The sequence below is a fragment of the Streptomyces laurentii genome (assembly GCF_040635425.1).
GTDB classification, from domain to species: domain Bacteria; phylum Actinomycetota; class Actinomycetes; order Streptomycetales; family Streptomycetaceae; genus Streptomyces; species Streptomyces laurentii.
In genome coordinates, this window is record NZ_JBEYHT010000027.1 from 72,222 (window position 1) to 90,330 (window position 18,109).

17 protein-coding genes and 1 pseudogene are annotated in these 18,109 nt (G+C 70.4%); 8 read left to right on the forward strand and 10 right to left on the reverse strand.

Annotation, left to right across the window (positions count from 1 at the left end; all coding sequences use genetic code 11):
- Positions 1-140 precede the first annotated feature (140 nt).
- The 3 genes from ABZ693_RS18765 to ABZ693_RS18775 all read right to left on the reverse strand — a co-directional run bounded on the left by ABZ693_RS18765 (position 141) and on the right by ABZ693_RS18775 (position 3,950).
- On the reverse strand, positions 141-1,559 hold the full coding sequence (locus tag ABZ693_RS18765; RefSeq protein WP_359878203.1) for a DUF2252 domain-containing protein: 1,419 nt from the start codon (positions 1,557-1,559) through the stop codon (positions 141-143).
- A gap of 689 nt (positions 1,560-2,248) precedes the next feature.
- Positions 2,249-2,815, reverse strand: a complete 567-nt coding sequence (locus ABZ693_RS18770) for a potassium channel family protein (RefSeq protein ID WP_359878205.1) — start codon at positions 2,813-2,815, stop codon at positions 2,249-2,251.
- Between the two features lie 625 nt (positions 2,816-3,440).
- Positions 3,441-3,950, reverse strand: coding sequence for a DUF1269 domain-containing protein (locus ABZ693_RS18775; protein WP_359878207.1), 510 nt, complete (start codon positions 3,948-3,950; stop codon positions 3,441-3,443).
- Positions 3,951-4,579: 629 nt separating this feature from the next.
- Between ABZ693_RS18775 and ABZ693_RS18780 the strand changes: the two genes are divergently transcribed.
- A complete protein-coding gene (locus ABZ693_RS18780) occupies positions 4,580-5,263 on the forward strand; it encodes a TMEM175 family protein (RefSeq protein WP_359878210.1) in 684 nt (227 codons plus the stop codon).
- A gap of 251 nt (positions 5,264-5,514) precedes the next feature.
- Positions 5,515-6,801, forward strand: a complete 1,287-nt coding sequence (locus ABZ693_RS18785; protein ID WP_359878213.1) for a cation:proton antiporter — start codon at positions 5,515-5,517, stop codon at positions 6,799-6,801.
- Between the two features lie 355 nt (positions 6,802-7,156).
- On the opposite strand, the gene ABZ693_RS18790 is transcribed toward ABZ693_RS18785, so the two are convergent.
- The 4 genes and pseudogenes from ABZ693_RS18790 to ABZ693_RS18805 form a co-directional block, all read right to left on the reverse strand.
- Positions 7,157-7,666, reverse strand: a complete 510-nt coding sequence (locus ABZ693_RS18790; RefSeq protein ID WP_359878216.1) for a DUF1269 domain-containing protein — start codon at positions 7,664-7,666, stop codon at positions 7,157-7,159.
- Between the two features lie 755 nt (positions 7,667-8,421).
- Positions 8,422-9,039: a GAP family protein gene (locus ABZ693_RS18795; protein ID WP_359878219.1), complete on the reverse strand. Its 618-nt coding sequence runs from the start codon at positions 9,037-9,039 to the stop codon at positions 8,422-8,424.
- A 1,129-nt stretch (positions 9,040-10,168) separates the two neighbouring features.
- Positions 10,169-11,119: an AMP-binding protein gene (locus tag ABZ693_RS18800; RefSeq protein ID WP_359878222.1), complete on the reverse strand. Its 951-nt coding sequence runs from the start codon at positions 11,117-11,119 to the stop codon at positions 10,169-10,171.
- A 115-nt stretch (positions 11,120-11,234) separates the two neighbouring features.
- Positions 11,235-11,846: pseudogene (locus ABZ693_RS18805) on the reverse strand (AMP-binding protein); the annotation flags it as partial.
- A 269-nt stretch (positions 11,847-12,115) separates the two neighbouring features.
- Here ABZ693_RS18805 and ABZ693_RS18810 point away from each other — a divergent pair.
- Positions 12,116-13,042 carry an arylamine N-acetyltransferase family protein gene (locus tag ABZ693_RS18810; protein ID WP_359878225.1) on the forward strand — a complete coding sequence of 309 codons (927 nt, stop codon included), beginning with the start codon at positions 12,116-12,118 and terminating at the stop codon, positions 13,040-13,042.
- Between the two features lie 9 nt (positions 13,043-13,051).
- Here ABZ693_RS18810 and ABZ693_RS18815 read toward each other — a convergent pair whose 3' ends face one another.
- Positions 13,052-13,300 (reverse strand): hypothetical protein, encoded by a 249-nt coding sequence (locus ABZ693_RS18815; protein ID WP_359878228.1) that lies wholly within the window; start codon positions 13,298-13,300, stop codon positions 13,052-13,054.
- Positions 13,301-13,352: 52 nt separating this feature from the next.
- Between ABZ693_RS18815 and ABZ693_RS18820 the strand changes: the two genes are divergently transcribed.
- Together ABZ693_RS18820 and ABZ693_RS18825 are read left to right on the forward strand one after the other, a co-directional pair.
- Positions 13,353-14,024 (forward strand): enoyl-CoA hydratase-related protein, encoded by a 672-nt coding sequence (locus tag ABZ693_RS18820; protein WP_359878231.1) that lies wholly within the window; start codon positions 13,353-13,355, stop codon positions 14,022-14,024.
- Positions 14,025-14,102: 78 nt separating this feature from the next.
- Positions 14,103-14,366, forward strand: coding sequence for a hypothetical protein (locus ABZ693_RS18825; protein ID WP_359878234.1), 264 nt, complete (start codon positions 14,103-14,105; stop codon positions 14,364-14,366).
- A 53-nt stretch (positions 14,367-14,419) separates the two neighbouring features.
- Here the strand turns inward: ABZ693_RS18825 and ABZ693_RS18830 are convergent, their stop codons facing one another.
- Positions 14,420-14,971 (reverse strand): hypothetical protein, encoded by a 552-nt coding sequence (locus ABZ693_RS18830; RefSeq protein ID WP_359878236.1) that lies wholly within the window; start codon positions 14,969-14,971, stop codon positions 14,420-14,422.
- Between the two features lie 260 nt (positions 14,972-15,231).
- Here ABZ693_RS18830 and ABZ693_RS36175 point away from each other — a divergent pair, with 260 nt between their 5' ends.
- On the forward strand, positions 15,232-15,534 hold the full coding sequence (locus ABZ693_RS36175) for a DoxX family membrane protein (protein WP_435842463.1): 303 nt from the start codon (positions 15,232-15,234) through the stop codon (positions 15,532-15,534).
- Positions 15,453-15,794, forward strand: a complete 342-nt coding sequence (locus tag ABZ693_RS18835; RefSeq protein ID WP_435842465.1) for a DoxX family membrane protein — start codon at positions 15,453-15,455, stop codon at positions 15,792-15,794. The genes ABZ693_RS36175 and ABZ693_RS18835 overlap by 82 nt, the downstream gene beginning before the upstream one ends.
- On the opposite strand, the gene pdxR is transcribed toward ABZ693_RS18835, so the two are convergent.
- Positions 15,784-17,379, reverse strand: a complete 1,596-nt coding sequence (gene pdxR / locus ABZ693_RS18840; protein ID WP_359878238.1) for a MocR-like pyridoxine biosynthesis transcription factor PdxR — start codon at positions 17,377-17,379, stop codon at positions 15,784-15,786. The genes ABZ693_RS18835 and pdxR overlap by 11 nt on opposite strands.
- A 46-nt stretch (positions 17,380-17,425) precedes the next feature.
- On the opposite strand from pdxR, the gene ABZ693_RS18845 reads away from it, so the two are divergent.
- On the forward strand, positions 17,426-17,878 hold the full coding sequence (locus ABZ693_RS18845; protein ID WP_359878241.1) for a carboxymuconolactone decarboxylase family protein: 453 nt from the start codon (positions 17,426-17,428) through the stop codon (positions 17,876-17,878).
- The last annotated feature ends 231 nt before the right edge of the window (positions 17,879-18,109 follow it).

An 18,109-nucleotide genomic window follows, 5' to 3' on the forward strand; every position in this document is an offset into this window, starting at 1 on the left:
CCGGTGCCGTGCCCACCAGCACCCTGCCTTCCGGTGCCGTTGAGTCCGCTGTCCTAGGACCATCCGTGCTAGAAGACTGGCAGGATGCCAACGGCGAAGACCCTGTCACTTCCACAGGTTGCCGACGTCAGAGACGGCGTTCAGGCCGCTTCGGCCGCGACCCGTCCTGTCCGGATGGCCTCGACGAGGGCTTGGTGGTCCTTCTCGTTCTGGTCCGCGTACAGCTCGGCGAAGGTCGCCAGCGCGCGGTCGAAGACATCGCTGCCGCCCAGGTACGCGGCGATGGCGATGCGGTCTCCGGATCTGGCGTGGGCACGGGCCAGCGTGGCGCCGCACAGTCGGCCAAAATTGGCCATTCGCTTTGGTGACATCTCCTCTGTTACTGCGATGCCCTTCCAGTCCCTCAGCTGACGGACGTAGAAGTCCCGCTGTTGGCCGTCGATGCCCTCGACGCGCTCCCATCCCAGGAAGATGTCGCTAGTGGCCTGCATGAGCCGCTGGCCGGCGACGACCCGCTCGCCCTGCGTGCGAAAGCTGCTGCCGCCGACGTAAGGCGCCAGAACCGACTCGTCGGCCTCCTTGGCCTGGAGGAACAAGGGATCCCCGTCGTCCTTGCCGAGCAGCAGCAGGATCCAGCAGCGGGTGCCGACGCTGCCCACGCCGACGACCTTGCGGGCCATGTCGGCGATGCGGTAACCCTGCAGCAGGAATCGGCGGTCCGTCTGCAGAGTCTGGCCATAGTGCTCGATCAACCGGCTGAGCTCCTTCTCCAGCTTGCTGCGCTCAACGGTCGGCAGCAGATCATGGAGTGGCACCAGCAACGGCGGATCGGGAGCGATCAGGCGCTTTCCGTCGAGGACGTGCGTGAGTTTGTCGAAGACCTGCAGCGTGTCATGCGCACGGGCCCGCTGCGCGGCACGACCCCAGCGTTCACGCTGTCCCGCACCCACGATCGGGCCCTGCTGCTCAAGAATCTCGTCCGCGTCGTAGCTGGTGTACCAGACGTCGAGATTGCCCATTCCGGCGAAGCTCCGCATGCGCTCGCGGTAGGACCCTACGGCCGCCCGCACCACCGACGCCCGCTCCTTGGAGCTGAAGCCATTGGCCCGGCCCGCGATGGCGAGGCTGGCCGACAGCCGCTTGACGTCCCATTCCCACGGTCCGGGCAGTGTCTCGTCGAAGTCGTTGATGTCGAACATCAGGCGGCGTTCGGGCGAGGCCAGCAGTCGGAAGTTCAGCATGTGCGCGTCGCCGCAACACTGCACTCTGATCCCGCTGCGTGGGGTCTGCGCGAGGTCCGCAGCCATGATGGCGGCGGCCCCGCGGTAGAAGCGGAACGGTGCCTCGCTCATCCTGCCGTAGCGGATCGGTACCAGCTCCGGCACCCGCTTCGCGGACTGCTTCTCGATGATCTCCACCGGGTCCCGGCGTTTCGACGAGGGCTCGAACTCGGCGTGGCTGGAACGGGGCGCGTCCGAGCGGGCAGCCTTGCCACGCGCAACCCGTTCTTGCGAGGTGCGGTGCTGTGTCTCGTCGCCGGAAAGATGATTCGAGGTCATTGCGGACGCTCCACGAATTGGTCGCCGATGCGCAAGGAGCTGATGTTTGCGGTCAGCAAAGAACTGACGACATCGTTGCCCGGAAGGCGGCTCATACCGGCGACATCGAGGGTGGAGCCGCCGAGGTCCCGTCCGAAGCGGACCACGCCTGCCTCGTGCCCTGATGTGGTCCTCCCTTCACAACGTATCTGCGGGCAGTGTTCCCAGCGACTTGGGCCGACCAGGCCGCCGTGTTCGTCACGGATGGTGCGGGCCTCGCATCCCGGGGGCATTGTCGGCGCTGAAGGGCGGACCCTCGGATGACCGAACCGCAGACCAAGAAGCTCGCCGAAGTAAGCGGCAGCCCGAGCTGTTTGCTGAACTCCATGGGATTGGAGGCCCTGGAGAGGGCGCCTTCGGCCTGGCGGCGCGGCGCCATGCAGTCGGCGCCCGAAGGCCAGCCTGGCGGCTCTGGGACCCATGAAGCTGTTGCCTGCGGCGACTACGCACACGGCATAGTTGATCAGGGGAACGGAGAGGGTCAGGAACTGAAGGCACCCAGCGATTGCGCACACTCGATGTCCACGCCGCGAGGGCGTGCTGATGCCACTGCTGGTGCAGGCGGCATCGCGCAGCGCGGCACGGCGTTCGGCTGGCCTGTCCACGAACGCGGTGGCAAGTGCGGCCGGTCAGCGACGCTGTCGGCACCGCTATGGTCGGGGTCCTGACGGTGGGGTTTCATGGGGTCGACGGTCCAATGCACTCTTGATCGCGTGGGCGACCATGCGAATCAAGAAGCCCAGGACAACGAGGTCCAGCACCATCTGGCCGACGGCCACGATTCGAGCGGGTGAACTCGCCGGCACGATGTCGCCGTATCCGACGGTCGTGAAGGTGGTGACGGCGAAGTACATGGCATCAAGACGGCTGAGCGGCTGGTTGAACGATGCAGCTTGGGCGTGCTCCATGACGAAGTAGGCGGTCGCAAAGAGAAGGATGAAGAGCGGGAGTGTGAAGGCGAGGGCTTGGACGGCGCGGAGGACGGGATAGTCGGCGTGGCTGATTTCGCGGAGCTGCCAGGCCACGACGACGCCTAGTCCCAGGACGCCGAGTGTCAGTCCGATCGCCGTCGCAGTACTCATGGCGTGGTCCATAGGAATCAGGAAGTAGATGGCCAGGACCACGATGATCCGCGCGAGCGTGCCCAGGACAGAGAGGAAGACCACGCGTGAGTCAGGTTTGCTGCCAGGAACATCGTCAAGCACTCGTCCACCCATGTTCGTCCTCCTGCTCTGTGGCTACGACACCGCTCGCGTGAGGCGACTCCATCCTCGGCTCGCTTCCGCAGGGCGATTCCCTCAGCCGCCGCACGCACGCACCGGCCGCATTATGCCTGCGGCAACCCGCTTCACCGGGGACCCCACACAGCCATCGTCGTGCTGGACACCCACGCAGCTATCCGGTCGCGCAACCATGCCCGCGACGGGCGGCACCTGTGGCCCGTCTGCACTCCGCGCGGCGTGTCGTTGGGCGCACGGTCGATGGGTCCGGCGTGACGCGCAGCGCCTATAGTGCCGCCCGGCGGCAGGGGCGAGATCCGGCAGCAGACGGCAGGACGCCGGGGGACCATGTAGCAACAGCAGGCGCCGAAAGAGCTGAAAGAGCGAAAGCGGTATCAGCTTCGTTCCGGCGGCGAACCGCAGACGAGGTCGTCGTTCCTGGCCTGCTCGACCACTGAACCAAGACACATGGGGGCTGCCGGCGTAAGCGGGCAATCTGTCTGGAAGTAGCTGAGCAGGGACCATGGCCCGGGCGACACGGGTTGTCCTGTCCGATCTTGTGCCTGCTCCGTCGATCAGCGGATTGCGGCCGCCCCGTGCGACCCGGCCCCGGAACAGCTGGTCAGCCGAGTTCGGTCGCGGCTTCGCGGACAGCCTTGTCGATGTCCTTGGTGCTGACGTCGAGCTGCTTGGCAACCTCCTTCTCAGCCTTCAGTCCGGCCTTCTCGACGGCCTGCGCGAGGGTGCTCTCGCCGACGATGACGAGAGCAGCCTGACCAGCGTCGATGAGCTCACCGAACTCCTTGACGTCCGCCCGGGACATGCCGCGCCACAGGTGACCGCTCACCCCGCCCGCCGCCGCGCCGACGGCAGCGGTACCGATGATCGCGGGCGGGAACAGCAGGCCGATGAGAGCACCGACGGCGGCGCCGCCCCACGCCCCGTGCCGGGTGGCCATCTCGTCCTTGTTCACGTGCACCTTGCCGCCATCGTCCTTCGTGACCACGGAGGCGTCGTAGGTGCCCACCGCACCGACCGCATGGAGGTCCTTGACGATGTCGTAGTCAGCCCTGGCCACGGCCTCACTGGGATAGGTGCCGATGTAGATGAACACTGCGTCGGGCTTCGCCATTTGTCCGTCCTGTCTGTCCTCGCCGTGTCCCGAGGATTACGGCGATCGGGGTCCGCAACCGCAACACGAAGCCCGTAGCCAGCTAGCCAGCAAGAAAGTGCTGCAGCCCTCGGGCATGCGGTCTTCTCGAGCAGTCCCAGGATGAGCTTCGCCAGCCAGCCCGGCACCCTGGGAACGCGTGAACCACGGCGACGTGGCCCACTGCAAAGCGATCTCGATCGAGGCGACCTGCCAAGAGCTGCCCGGCAGGAGGCCCCGGATCTGCCCCGCCTGGCCCCCGCGCGACGACAGGAATCCGAGCCGCTTGGCAATGAACCCCCGTGTTCCACCACTACGTCATCCGGTGCAACCAAGATGGGCAGTATCGACGTCGGTGGGAGGCCACCGTCCGGATGAAAGTCGCCCGACACCGTACTTCAGACGTCAGGGGAGTACCCGGCTGCGGCACCGGCCTGCTGAGGTGATCACCGCCCCGTCGCACGTGGTCCGAAGTTCACTCGCGCACCGACAGCTGCCGGCCATCTCCCGCCACTGCGACACAGCACGACACAGTCGGCGGGGCGCGACACGTCGTCGCGGTGACTTTTCGCCTGCGGTCCGGCCTGCGGAACGGCTGTCACACTGCAGCCATGGCGGAAGAAGCGACGGAGCATGACCGGACCCGCCGTCAGCTTCGCACCGCTCGGATGGAGGCGTTCAGCGACGGGATCTTCACGATCGCCGGCACGCTGCTCGTCATCGAGATCGCCGTACCCCCTGGCTCGAAGAACCTGTGGCACGCGGTGGTCGAACAGTGGCCCTCCTACCTGGGCTACCTGGTCAGCTTCGCCACCATCGGGGCGATCTGGCTCGCCCACTCCGTCATCACCGAGTACCTCGACCACGCGAGCCTGTGGCTGATGCGCCTGAATCTGATCCTCATGCTGGCTGTCGCCTTTCTGCCGTTCCCGACCAAACTGCTCGCCGAATACGTCCGCGAGGGCGACTCGGAGCGCGTCGCCACCACCCTCTATGGCCTCTCCCTCCTGATGACCTCCGCCCTGCTGTACCTGTTCTGGCGGTACGCGATCCGCGCAGGGCTGGTGCGCGACGACGCGGACGAATCGGATGTACAGGTTCTGACCAGGCGCCTCACACCCGGACTCATCGGATACGGCGTTCTGATCGTCCTCGGTCTCTTCGTACCGATCGCAGCGGTCGTGGGATATCTGGCGATCGCCCTCTACTACCTCGTGCCCCTCGGCAGGGCCAGACGACAGCGCCGCATCCGCCAGGCCAGATCGAGGCACGGGGATCAGAACGCCGACGGGTGACGGTGCGGCGATACGGGTTCGCGCCCGAGTCCCCACCTGATGAGCTCGTGCTGACCCGATGGCCACGCGCCACCACAGAAAGGGGCGTCATCACCGATGAGGAAGCGACCCGAACCCGGCGGGTTCGACACGACACGCGAGCCCGCCCCAGCGCCCCGCCGTTCGCACACCGCCCGCCCGGCGGACCGAGCCGCCTGCGCGTCCTGTGCGGTCGGTCATCGCGCCAGCCGCAGATCTGAGGTGCCGCCCCGATGACCGCTGCGGATCTGGCGATCGTCGCTGGTCTGGTCTTCGTCTGGGGCATGCTCTCGGCGCGGCTGGAGAGCTTCGACATGACCGCGCCCATCGTGTTCACCGCAGCCGGCGTCCTGCTCACCCACGGCCCGCTGACGTCACTCGGGATCACCCCCGGCCCGGAACTGGTCAAGGTCTTGGCCGAGGCGACGCTAGCCTTGGTGCTGTTCTCGGACGCGTCCCGGATCGGGCTGCGGCAGCTGCGTCCCGACCTGGGGTTGTGCCTTCGGCTGCTGGGCATCGGGCTGCCTCTGTCCATCGGCCTGGGCACACTTGCCGCCTTCATTCTGCCCGGCGTGGGTATGAGTTGGCTCGCCCTTCTCGTCGGCGCGGCGCTGGCTCCCACCGATGCGGCGCTGGGCGCCGCGGTCATGGTCAACCCGGCTGTCCCCGACAGGATCAGACGGGTACTCAACATCGAGAGCGGACTCAACGACGGGATCGCGACCCCCGTCGTGCTGGTCGCCATCGCGGGGGCGTCCATCGCCGAGCACGTGGGCGACACCGGGCCCGGGAAGGCCGTGGCCGAACTCGCAGTGGGCCTGCTGGTCGGCGTCGTGGCCGGCGGTGGCGGCGGCCGGCTGATCAAGCTGGGCCGCGATCACGGCTGGGTCGCCGACGGCTTCGCCGGCGCCGCAGTCCTGGGCCTGGCACTGTGCTGCTACGCCACCTCCGTGGCACTGGACGGCAACGGCTTTATCGCCGCGTTCACCGGCGGACTGGCCTTCACCGCAGCTGGCGGCCCCGCCGCCAAACTGGTCCCCTTCGTCGAAGAGACCGGCGCCCTGCTCTCCCTGCTGGTCTGGCTGATCTTCGGGGTGATTGCGGTGGTACCGGCGATGGAGGCCTTGACCTGGCAGACAGCTCTGTACGCGGTGCTCAGCCTGACGGTGGTCCGGATGCTGCCGGTGGCACTCGCGCTGACAGGAACCCGTCTCGGCCGGCCCGCCGTCCTTTTCGTGGGCTGGTTCGGACCACGCGGTCTAGCCTCCGTCGTCTTCGGCCTGCTCGCCCTGGAAGACCTGAACGGGCCCATGGCCCAGCCGGCGGTCACCGCTATCGCGTTCACCGTGCTGCTCAGCGTCCTGGCCCACGGCCTCAGCGCGGACCCGCTGGCCAAACGCTACGGCCCCCGGCTCGCCACGCCGCAGGGACCACCCGCCGGACCTTCCACGTCGGTGCCGCCGGCCGAAATCCCCGAGCGACGCCTCATCCGCCACACCGTCAACCGGCTCGGGGAGTAGAGAACCCTTGACGTCTTTGCCGCCTCGCCGCGGAAGAACCCTGTCCGGCAGAGTGCCTCGGCGCTCGATGGTGGGCGAACGTAGTCCCCGGGGAAGAGTTCGTCATCACTGGCTTGACCCACGTGCCGCATCCGCCCTGCCTCGAAGCGCCTGGAGGGAGCGGCCGGGCCGGACGCGGCGCAGCCCGGCCGCTGTCGAATGAGCAGCCGGGCTCACACCGGACCATTCGCAGAAGAAGACGCGTGGCTATCCGCGATGTGCTGGATGGCTCTGCGGGTGCCTTGCCGGTCTGCGGGGCCTTCCCTGTTCTGGTGGGCAGCGCCGCGCCGGACGGCCCCGGCTCGGGTCCGACGGGTCAGCGGACTTCGGTCGCGGCTTCACGGACTGCGCTGTCGATGTCCTTCGTGCTCACGTCCAGTTGCTTGGCGACCTGCTTCTCGGCCTTCAGCCCGGCCTTCTGCACTGCCTGCTCGACGGTGCTCGCGCCGACGATGACCAGGGCGGCCTGCCCGGCATCGATGATCTCCCCGAACTCCTTGGCATCCGCGCGGGACATGCCGCGCCAGAGGTGACCGCCCACCCCGCCCGCCGCCGCGCCGACGGCGGCACCGCCGATGATCGCGGGCGGAAACAGCAGACCGATGAGCCCGCCGACGGCGGCACCGCCCCACGCCCCGTGCCGGGTCGACGTCTCGTCCTTGTTGACGTGCACCATCCCGGTGTCGTCCTTGGTGACCACTGAGGCGTCGTAGGTGCCGATCGCGCCAGCGGTGTGAAGGTCCTTAACGATGTCGTAGTCGCCTCGCGCCGCAGCCTCGCTGGGATAGGTGCCGATGAAGATGAACGTTGCATCAGGCTTCGCCATTTTGTCTGTCCTGTCTGTCTTCGTCGCATCCGGAGGAACGCGGCGATGTGGTTGTGAAGCCGCGCCACGGAGCCTGCGGGCGGCAGAAGCCTGCGGCGGTCGGTGGCGAGCGGTCTTCGGCAGCAGTGTCAGGATGCGTGCCGCCGGCCTACCGGGCACCCAGTGAGAAGGAAGAGCGCCGTCCCATCTTCGGGCAATGCCACGCAGGTCAAACGCGTCCTGCGGCCTGGATCGGAGACCAGCCTCCCTGAACCGACGCTGCGCCATACAGCTCAACTCGGACCCGCGATACGGGTTCCGGTGACGGCTGCCAAAAGGGTGAACGCCGCCCGACGCCACGCCATGAAACCCAGGCGACGGCCCGACCGGTTCTTGGTCATGCAGGCCACTCGCGATCCCACGTGCGCTCCCTGGACCGGACCGGCGGTACTGCCACAGCACCGGCGCCGAGCGCCGTCCGATTTCAGCATGCCCCTCGGCGAAGTGAGACGACGACGTCACGACCGACGGGCGAGATGGGATGCGGCAGGAGCACGGTAGCGATGACAATCGCGTTGATAAGGGTGGCGGGTCGGTGACCGCAGCTCATACCCGGTCCGGCCGCACAACGGCGTCGCGGTAGGGGTTTGACTGCCCGGTGCGGACGCAGTCCTGACAGACTTCAGGCCGCCCACTGGACGCCACACCGCACCCGGTGGACTGAGGTTCCACCTGCCGGTCCTGGCCGCTGCGAATCTGGTTCCGTGAATCAGTGCTCAGCCGACCAGGCTGTTCACGGTGAGCGCGATGAAGAGACCGAAAACGATCTCGCTGATGACCCAGGAATTGTCGTTCATCCAGTCCCTGACCTTGGGCAGGGCCCGCTGGGCCTTTGCGCCCACGATGAGCAGGAACAGCGCCGGTAGGGCGAGGAAGAGCAGCGTCACCAGCACGAACGGCAGAATGTGCCACCAGGTGTCGCCGTCGCGCGCGAGCGAGCCGCCGACAGCGAATGAGGTAAGGATGTCCGTCGGGAAGACGCCGAGGAGCAGGAAACCGAGCCGGAAGGATCTTTTCGGTGTCGCCGTCTCCAGCTTGCCCATCCACTTCGGCGGCTTGGACGTTTTCCGTGTCACGAAGGTGTGGATCGCGGCCGCCACGAGAAGCACCAGGATGACGACGTTGAGCGTGGTGTTCGACGCCCCGTTGCTGGATGCGCCCGCGCCGATGAAGAACGCGATCGTGACGATGGTCGTGACCGAGACCGCTGCGCCCGCGATGAAGGCTGCCGAGTTGCGGCGCCAGTTCTCACTGGTCGCCAGGAAGATCGCGCTCAGGATCTGCGGCCCGGCGATCATCACGAACGCCAGTGGAAGGACCTTGGCCAGGTTCATACGCGAACGCCTCCTTCGATCGTGCCCGGGAGGGGCGCATGGTGGCCGCAGGCTGAGGCGGTGCCTTCCGCCCTGTAAACGGGCGTACATCCGGAATCGCCCGGGTGGTGCGCCGCTCTGTACGCGAACTTCGGCCGAGCCTGTCAGAGCCGGGATGGGCGGTGCAATGACCTTCCCGGTGTGTCCGAAAGATCCACATTTCAGCCATCCCGCGCCAGGGTGGGGGGTGGACGAGCTCGGCACGGTCGCCGGTCAGCAACTCGTCCGGCGCGTCGCACCGCTTGTGCGCCGGATGCCCCTCCACCATCGCCTGGGACGCACCGTCTCACCCCGCCCACGGGTGAGGGCGTCCATGGAGTCGGCACACCGCCCCGCGGACTAGGCGTTCGGCTCATCGAGCGGCGATCCGCTGCTCGGCGGCCTCGAGAGCGAGGGCACCCGGTTCTCCGCGCGGATCACCCTCGCTTTCCCCTGGCTCCAGCACCGCTGAAGCCGGAATGATCACGAGGCCACCCAGTAGCTTTGACGGGATACCTAAGGCTGACGAAAACAGCCATGAGGCTCCGCCCTCGGTTCGGGGGCGGAGCCTCTGCGTGCTGGAAAGGGAATCCGCCGCGCGCGAGTCCGAATCCACCTACTGAGCTGGCATGACGTTCCATGTCGGCTGCCGAGCGCCGGCGGATGGGACAGGGTTTGGACAGCGTTTGGACACAAGGATAGGAAAGGACTGACAAAGGCAGGGAAGGGTGAACTACCCACACCCCTTCTGACCAGGCAAAACGTCAATCCTGATCACTGAATACCAAGGGCCGTCAAGATCCCCAAAGGACTCATAATCCGTCGGCCGTGGGTTCGAGTCCCACCCGCCCCACCGCGACACGCCGCAGGTTCACCCGTTTGACCTGCGCCGACAGAAAGTCCCCCTCCGTGGAGGGGGCTTTTTTCGTGCTCTCGCGCTCGTGGGCCCGGCCCGCGCTCGCCCGGCGCGCCGGAGCCGCCCCCGGACGGCCCGGCCGCCCCGGCCGGTTGTACAGGCCCCGGGTCGAACAGCGGAGGCGTACGGCATGGCCCGGACGGGCGACGGGGTCGCGTCCGCGCCCGTCGAACGGGTCAGGGGCCTCCGGCGGGTTCACGCCCGGGTCGGGTCGTCGTCGGTGGCGGGCAGCGGCCGGGCGCCGGTCAGCCAGGCCCGCAGGACGTTCTTGCGGACCTTGCCGAGCTCGTTGCGGGGGAAGCGCGGCACGGTCTCGACGCGGGTGGGCCAGTACCAGTCGGTCATGCCGCGCCCCGCCAGCCAGGTGCGCAGCTCGGCCAGACCAGGGGCGCGCTCGCCGGCGGGGACGACGACCGCACAGGGCAGGTCGCCGTGTTCGGCGGGGTAGCCGACCAGGACGGCGTCGGCGACGGCCGGGTGCGCGCGCAGCTCCGCCTCGACGTCCAGTACGGGGATCATCAACTGGGTGGTCCCCGAGATCCGGTCGGCGGCCCGGCCCGCGTACGCCAGGCCGCCCTCGCCGTCCGGGCGCATCAGATCACCCGTGGGGAACCAGCCGTCGGTGTCGGCGGCGCGCCACAGCAGGCGCCCGGAGTCGCGGTCGAAGGTGCCCAGGCAGGTGGACGCGCTGCGCAGCTCGACCGGCGAGGCCTGGTCGGGTCCGGTGGCGGGTTTCCGGCGCAGTTCGATGCCCGGCATCGGGTGGCCGACGCTGCGGGCGGCCCGTTCGGGCGGGTCGGTGAGGCGGGTGGCGATGCTCCCGCCGGACTCCGTGGAGCCCAGGGCGTTGACGACGTGCCCGCTCAGGGTGCGGCACAGGAGGCCGACCAGTTCGGGCGAGGGGCTCGCGGCCATCGTGGCGACGGCTTCCCAGGCGGGCGGGTTCCGCGGCCGGCGGCTCTGCTCGGTGGCGAGGGCCTCCAGCATGGCCGGCGGGGCGAGCGGGGAGCCGGTGCGGTACGTGCCGAACAGGTCGAGCCAGCGGCCGGCGTCCCACGCGTCGCAGTACAGGGCGGTCTCGCGGTGGACGAGCGGCCGCAGCACGCCGTTGCGCAGGCCGACGCCGTGGCTGAGCGGGGTGAGCACCGGGAAAGGCTGCCCGGGGAGGGGCGGCGGGATCGGCAGGGGCCGCCGGACCCCCCGCGTACAGGGTGTTCAGGCTGTGGACGACGGCGGTGGCGCCGCCGGTGGTGCCGGAGGTGAACAGCACCGTCGCGGCCTCGTCGGGCCCGAGGCCGGTGCCCCGCGGCGTGGCCCGGGCGGGGGTGTCGCGCAGGCAGGCGCCGAAGTCGAGCGCGCCGGTGGCGGAGGCGTCGCCGATGACCGCGCGGTGGCGCAGGGCCGGCAGCCCGCCGGCGATCTCGGCGAGGGCCTCGACGTGGTCCGGGCCGGGGTGACGGTCGGTGGTGACCAGGAGGACGGCTCCGGTCGAGGCCAGCATCCGTTCCGCCTCGCGCCGGCCGAACCGCGACGAGAGCGGCATCGTCACCGCACCGGCCCGCCAGCAGGCCAGCGTGAGGACGGCCGCCTCCCACCAGTCGGGCAGTTGAAAGGCCACCACCTCACCGGGCCGCACACCCAGTTCGTCCAGCGCGGCGGCGAACCGGGCGACCTGGGCGGCGAGTTCGCCGAAGGTCAGGGTGACGGCCCGGCCTTCCTCCGCGCGCCAGTTGATGACCGCCCGCTGGCCGGGTGCCTGCGCGGCGGCGTCGCGCAGGTCGTCCAAAACGGTCGTGTCACGCCACCAGCCCTGCTCGCGGTAGCGGGCGGCGGTGGCGGGCAGCGGCCGCATGGCCTCGAACAGCTCCGGCATGGGTGCGTGCTCCCTCGGTGAGGCAAGGACGGTCTCCGGCGAGGCGATGGGGGATCCCGGGTCCCGGCGGGGACCGATGGGCGATCGCGAGCGTGTCGGTGCGCCGACGCGCCGGGCCGTGACCGCACTCTGGCACAGCGGCACCGGCCGGTTCGGCTGTACGGCAGGGAGCGGTCGCGGAGCACCCGAATGGGCGGCTGCGTGCGCGGGGCGCGGCTCTGCGCGGCTCTGCGGGGCGCTGCGGTGCGGTGCGTATCGAGGAGGGACACATGGACAGGTCGGTCCGCTCCGTGTGGGGCGGGGACCGGTTGGACCTCGACGCCTATCTGGCCCGGATCGGGTACGCGGGGGAACGCGAGCCGACGCTGAAGGTCCTGCGCGCGCTGCACGCCGCCCACATCGCGGCGCTCACCTTCGAGAACCTGGAGGTGACCCTGGGCCGGCCCGTCCGGCTCGACCTGGAGTCCCTGCAGGCGAAGATGGTCCGGCGGCGACGCGGGGGCACCTGCTGCGAGCAGACCCTTCTCTACGCCGCGGCCCTGGAAGCGATCGGATTCACCTTCACCGCGGTGGCGTCACGCGTACGCCTGGGCGAGGACCGGATCCGTCCGGCCACCCACTACGCGCTGCGGGTGGAACTCGGCGGCGAGGCGTGGTTCACCGACGTCGGCTTCGGCGCCGAGGGCCTCCTGGAGCCGATCCGGCTGCGCGACGGCGAGGTCGCGCGGCAGGCCGGCTGGACGTACGGGCTGGTCCGGGAGGCAGGCCCGACGCCGGGCACGGCCGGTCCGCTGGTGCTCCGGATGCGGATGCACGACGGCTGGTTCGCTCTGTACGCGATCGGGGCCGATCCGCGCTTCCCGGTCGACTTCACCGTGACCAGCCACTTCACCTCCACTCATCCCCTCTCGCCCTTCCACGACCGGCTGCTGGTGCAGAAGCCGGCGGCCGGCCGCCGGCTCGTCCTGCGTGACACGGAACTCGTCGGACTCCTGCCGGACCGCCCGGACGAGAGACATGAGGTGTCGGCGAAGGAGCTGCCCCGCCTGCTGAGCGAGGAGTTCGGGCTCGTGCTGGACGCCGAGGACATCGCCGCGCTTCTGAGGCGCTACGAGAAGGGCCCGGCGTCGCGCGCGACGCGGCGCGCCCCCGCTCCGGAGTGTCCGGGGCGGGGGCGCGGCTTCAGCGGCCGGTGAGGGCTGTCCTCATGCCCGCGTGGCCGTACGGCGGCCGTAGCCGCCGTGCTCCTGCTTCACCTCCACGACGATGGTGGCGGTGGCCTGGTCGCCGCTGACGTGGCCGCCCCGCGGGTCGGTCGCCGTCGCCCGGGCGGTGTTGGTGAGCTTGCGGTGCAGGGTCTCCTGACCGTCGCCGTACACGACCTGGTCCGGCACGCCCTCCGCGACCGCCCCGCCTGATCGGCCCGGCCCGCCCGCACCGTTCGTCAGCTTCAAGCGTCCGCCCGCTCGCCCATCCGTTCCGTCAGCTCAGTTCGAAGGAGTCGCCATGCCCTCGCTGGACCGTCAGGACAGTGTCTTCGTCCTCGATCTCGGAGACGGGGAGAACCGTTTCCACCCCGACTGGATCGCCGCCGTCGGTGCCGCGCTCGACGAGGTGGAGAAGACGGAGGGGCCCCGCGCCCTGGTGACCGCCGCCACCGGCAAGTTCTACTCGAACGGACTCGACCTGGACTGGCTGTTCGCCCACACCGACCGGCACCGGGAGTACGTCGACTCCGTCCACGCGCTGTTCGCGCGGATGCTGGCGCTGCCGGTCGTCACCGTGGCCGCGCTGCAGGGCCACACCTTCGCCGCCGGGGCGATGCTCTCCCTCGCCCACGACTTCCGCGTCATGCGCGCCGACCGCGGCTACTGGTGCCTGCCCGAGGCCGACATCGACATCCCCTTCACCCCCGGCATGGCCGCCCTCGTCCAGTCCCGGCTCGCGCCGCAGGCGGCGCACGAGGCCATGCTCACCGCCCGCCGCTACGGTGGCGGCGACGCCGCGGCCGCCGGCCTCGTCGACCGGGCGGTCGACGAGGACGCCGTACGCTCTACCGCCGTCGAGCTCGCCCAGGGGCAGCTGAACAAGGCCGGCGCCACCCTCGGCACCATCAAGGCCCGGATGTACGCCCCGGTCCTGGCCACCCTGCGCGACACCACCCAGCCGCTCGGCTGACCGGAGCCGGCACCAGTAGCGGCGCCGACCCCGGTACGACACCCCGCACCGACCCCGTACGTCCAGGGAGAACAGCCCGTGGCCACCCCCGACCTCAACGCCATGACCGGCCTGGAACTGATGCGCTGGGTACAGACCGAACGGCCCACCGACATCCCCTCCATCGGCCGCCTGGTCGGCATGCGCTTCGACGAGGTCGAGCACGGCCGTGTCGTCGTCTCCCTCGACACCCGGCCGCCCACACCGACGGGCAGACGCTCATCGCCGAGGGCACCGTCATCCACGCCGGCCGCCGCACCGCCACGGCCGAGGGCAAGGTGCGGGACGACCAGGGCAAGCTGATCGCCCACGCCACCACCACCCGCATGGTTCTCTAGCGGTCCCCTGGTGGTCCGCTAGCCGGCCAGGGTGTCGCAGAGGTTCTCGCTGGTGCCCTGGAGGGCCACCGGTTCGGCCCCGACGCCCGGGTGGAGCTCCAGCTCGATACGGCCGTTCAGGATGTACTCACCGGGCGGGTCGTACGGGTTTCCGGTGTGGATGGCGACGGCCATGTGGCCGGTGCCGGACCAGGTCTGGCTGCCGTCCGGGTGGTAGGTCATCGTGGCGATGCCCGGGACGGCGCGGACGACCCAGGCGCCGGTGGACAGGTTGGTGAAACGGATCGTCAGCGGGCCGGTGACCTGCTGTACGGCGGGCCGGCCCGCCGCGTCCCAGGCCAGGGTGCGGATGCGCTCCCCGTCCTCGACGATGTCGCCCTTGAGCGCGAACGAGCAGACGTCACCGGCCTTCTGCTCGAACGGCGCCGCGTGGAAGGGCTGCCACGCGCTCGGTCCCCCGTCCTGCCCGCCCGCCTCGGCCGCCGCAGGGCCCACGCTCGCCGCACAGAACCCCGCGGCCACCGCCACCGCCGCTCCCCACCTGGCCGGTCGGCCCACGCGCATCAGCATGTGCTGTCTCCTCCCGTTGTGAGTGCCACCCCGATGCTGTACCCCGGCCCCGCCACTCCGCCAGGCCCCCGCACCCCCGTCCGCCCACCGCCGGGCGCGCGGTTCGGCCGTCGTTCATCCGTCCGGGCGACGCGGTGGTGCCCCACGGTGGCTCGCGGCGGGGACGGGACTACGCGTGGGGCGATACGGGCAGTCCGGCCTTGGTGCTCGGCGTCCGGCCGAGCGGGGAGACCTTCCGGCCTTCCCATCGGAGCATCCCTATGCGGTCCCCAAGCGCCCTGAACCCGCTGCTCTCCGCCTGGGGGCCGGGGGAGCGGTCCCCGCTCGCGTCCCCGCCCCGGTCGGCCGCCGCCGACGTCGGACTGCTCCTGCTGCGGCTGACCGCCGGCCTGCTGATGGCCGGACACGGGTCGCAGAAGCTCTTCGGGCTCTTCGGCGGGCCGGGCCTGACGGAGACCGGCAAGCAGCTCGCGGCCATGGGATACCGGCCGGGGAAGGTGTACGCCGTGATCGGGGGGTGTCCGAGCTGTCCGGCGGCCTCGGGCCGGCCCTCGGCCTGCTGACGCCGCTGGCGGCCGCCGCCCTGGTCGGCGTCATGATCAACGCGATGGTCATGGTCACCGCCGCCAACGGCGTGTGGGTGCCGGACAACGGCGTGGAGTACAACATCGTCATCGCCATGGTGGCCCTGACCGTCGCCGCCGTCGGCCCGGGGCGGCTGGCCGTCGACCGTCTCTTCCGCTGGGGCGAGGGCGGCTGGACGGAGGCGGCGGTCGCCCTCGTCCTGGGCGGCGTCGGCGCGGCGCTCGCGCTCAGCCTGTAGGCACGGGCCCGGCCTCCTCCAGACCCGGGCCGGGGCTTGTGTCCGGGTCCGAAGCAGCGTCCGAAGCAGGGTCCGAAGCAGGGTCCGGATCCTGGTCCGAAGCAGGCTCCGGGTCCGGGAGGGAGAGGCAGAGGGCGTCGAGGGCCGCGCCGAACGCGTGGTCCATCGGCGTCCCGTACCCGATGACGAGCCCGTCCCGGGGCGTCATCGCACTGTCCGGGTGCAGGTAGGGGCGCAGTCCGTCCATGGCGAGGCCCTGCCGGCGGGCCGCCCGCAGCGCCGCCTCCTCGGTGCCTTCGGGGAGTTCGAGTACGGCGTGCAGGCCGGCCGCGATGCCGCTGACACGGATGTGCGGGGCGCGTTCGGCGAGGGTCCGTACGAGCAGGTCACGGCGGTGCCGGTAGTGCCGTCGCATCCGCCGCAGATGGCGGTCGTACGCGCCGCAGGCGATGAAGTCGGCCAGCGTGAGCTGGTCGACGACGCCCGACCACATCTCCCGGACGCCCTTCGCGGCGACGACGTCGTCCACGAGCCAGCCCGGCAGCACCATCCAGCCCAGCCGCAGCGCCGGGGACAGGCTCTTGCTGGCCGAACCGATGTAGACGACCCGGTCCGGGTCGACGCCCTGTACGGCGCCGACCGCCCGCCGGTCGTAGCGGAACTCGCCGTCGTAGTCGTCCTCCACGATCAGCCCGCCGCCCGCCCGCGCCCAGTCGACGACCGCCGCCCGCCGCTCCGCGTGCAGCGGGCCGCCGGTGGGGAACTGGTGGGCGGGGGTGAGCAGGACGGTGTGCGCGCCGGTGTCCGGGAGTTCGCCGACCCGCGCGCCGTACGCGTCGACGGTCAGCGGCACCGTACGCATCCCGGACTGCTCGGCGGCGGCGCGGTGGAAGTCCAGGCCGTACGACTCGACGGCGAGGGTGCCGCCGCGCACGGCGGCGAGGAGGCGAAGGCCGTGGGCGAACCCCGCGCAGATCAGGATCCGTTCGGGCTCGGCGCGCACCCCGCGGGCGCGCGCCAGGTACTCGGCGAGCGCCGCCCGCAGCTCGGGCCGGCCGCGCGGATCGGCCACCCCGAAGGCGCTGTGGGGCGCGGCGGTCATGGCCCGCCGGGCCGAGGTCAGCCAGGCCGTGCGGGGGAACGCGGCGGCGTCCGGCGAACTGGGCATGAGGTCGTGCGGGACCTGCTGCCGCGTCCGCCGCTGGGGGCCGCGCTCCTGGTCGGGGTGGGGGACGGCGCGCGGCGCGACCCGGGTGCCGGAGCCCTGGCGGGCGGACAGCCAGCCCTCCTCGACGAGTTCGGCGTACGCGTCGGCGACGGTGTTGCGGGACATGCCCAGGTCGCGGGCGAGTCCGCGGTACGGGGGGAGCCGGGTGCCGGGCGCGAGCCGGCCGGAGCGGACGGCGTTCCGCAGCGCGTGCGTGAGCTGCGAGCGGAGGCTGCCCCGGCCCGACAGCTCCAGATGGAGGTCGGTGCCGACTCCGCCCGCCGGATCCGCTTCACGGTCACCGTCACCGTCACCGGCACTGCCACTGTCGCCGTGACCGGCCCCGGAGTCCGCGGAATTGACCCAAGTTTCTGCCATGGCAATGCACCCTAGCGTGGGTCGATTCCGCGCCTACTGTTCTTGCATGACCACTCACCAGGTACCGCAGCGCATGAACTTCCCGACCGTCGCCCCCAAGGTCTTCAAGGCCGTCCTCGCCCTCGACGCCGCCGCCCGCGCGGGTCTCGACCCGGTCCTCGTGGAGCTGGTGCAGATCCGTGCCTCGCAGCTCAACCGGTGCGCGTACTGCATCGATTACCACACCACCGACGCCCGCAAGGCCGGTGAGGCCGAGGCCCGGATCTACCAGCTCACCGCCTGGGAGGAGTCGAGCCTCTACACCGAGAAGGAGCGGGCGGCGCTCGCCCTCACCGAGGCCGTCACCCTGCTGCCCGGAGGGGTCTCGGACGAGGTCTACGACACGGCCGCGCGGCACTTCGACGAGTCCGAACTGGCCCAGCTCATCGCGCTGATCTTCACGGTCAACGCCTGGAACCGCATGAACACGACCACCCGCAAGACCCCCGGCGCCGTGTAATCGTTTCTCCCTCTCTCACGGGCGGTGGCCGTCTTCCCGGCGCCACCGCCCGAGGCGTGTCCGGACCCTTCCCCTCACCCCGGGCCGATGCGTGGCCCCAGGCCCCCGAGGACCCCGGGACTACGCCTGGACCGCCGTCAGGTGGTACGTCGTGTCGACGTGGAAGCCGCCGGTCGAGGCCGCGTCGATCTCCAGGACGTACTGGCCCGGGAGCAGCGGAGTGACCGCGGC

Bases quoted from the DNA above. Each gene is read 5' to 3' on its own strand.
- ABZ693_RS18765 (WP_359878203.1), bottom strand. From the start codon at position 1,559: ATGACCTCGAATCATCTTTCCGGCGACGAGACACAGCACCGCACCTCG.
- ABZ693_RS18770 (WP_359878205.1), bottom strand. From the start codon at position 2,815: ATGGGTGGACGAGTGCTTGACGATGTTCCTGGCAGCAAACCTGACTCA.
- ABZ693_RS18775 (WP_359878207.1), bottom strand. From the start codon at position 3,950: ATGGCGAAGCCCGACGCAGTGTTCATCTACATCGGCACCTATCCCAGT.
- ABZ693_RS18780 (WP_359878210.1), top strand. From the start codon at position 4,580: ATGGCGGAAGAAGCGACGGAGCATGACCGGACCCGCCGTCAGCTTCGC.
- ABZ693_RS18785 (WP_359878213.1), top strand. From the start codon at position 5,515: ATGACCGCTGCGGATCTGGCGATCGTCGCTGGTCTGGTCTTCGTCTGG.
- ABZ693_RS18790 (WP_359878216.1), bottom strand. From the start codon at position 7,666: ATGGCGAAGCCTGATGCAACGTTCATCTTCATCGGCACCTATCCCAGC.
- ABZ693_RS18795 (WP_359878219.1), bottom strand. From the start codon at position 9,039: ATGAACCTGGCCAAGGTCCTTCCACTGGCGTTCGTGATGATCGCCGGG.
- ABZ693_RS18810 (WP_359878225.1), top strand. From the start codon at position 12,116: ATGGACAGGTCGGTCCGCTCCGTGTGGGGCGGGGACCGGTTGGACCTC.
- ABZ693_RS18820 (WP_359878231.1), top strand. From the start codon at position 13,353: ATGCCCTCGCTGGACCGTCAGGACAGTGTCTTCGTCCTCGATCTCGGA.
- ABZ693_RS18830 (WP_359878236.1), bottom strand. From the start codon at position 14,971: ATGCTGATGCGCGTGGGCCGACCGGCCAGGTGGGGAGCGGCGGTGGCG.
- ABZ693_RS36175 (WP_435842463.1), top strand. From the start codon at position 15,232: ATGCGGTCCCCAAGCGCCCTGAACCCGCTGCTCTCCGCCTGGGGGCCG.
- pdxR (WP_359878238.1), bottom strand. From the start codon at position 17,379: ATGGCAGAAACTTGGGTCAATTCCGCGGACTCCGGGGCCGGTCACGGC.
- ABZ693_RS18845 (WP_359878241.1), top strand. From the start codon at position 17,426: ATGACCACTCACCAGGTACCGCAGCGCATGAACTTCCCGACCGTCGCC.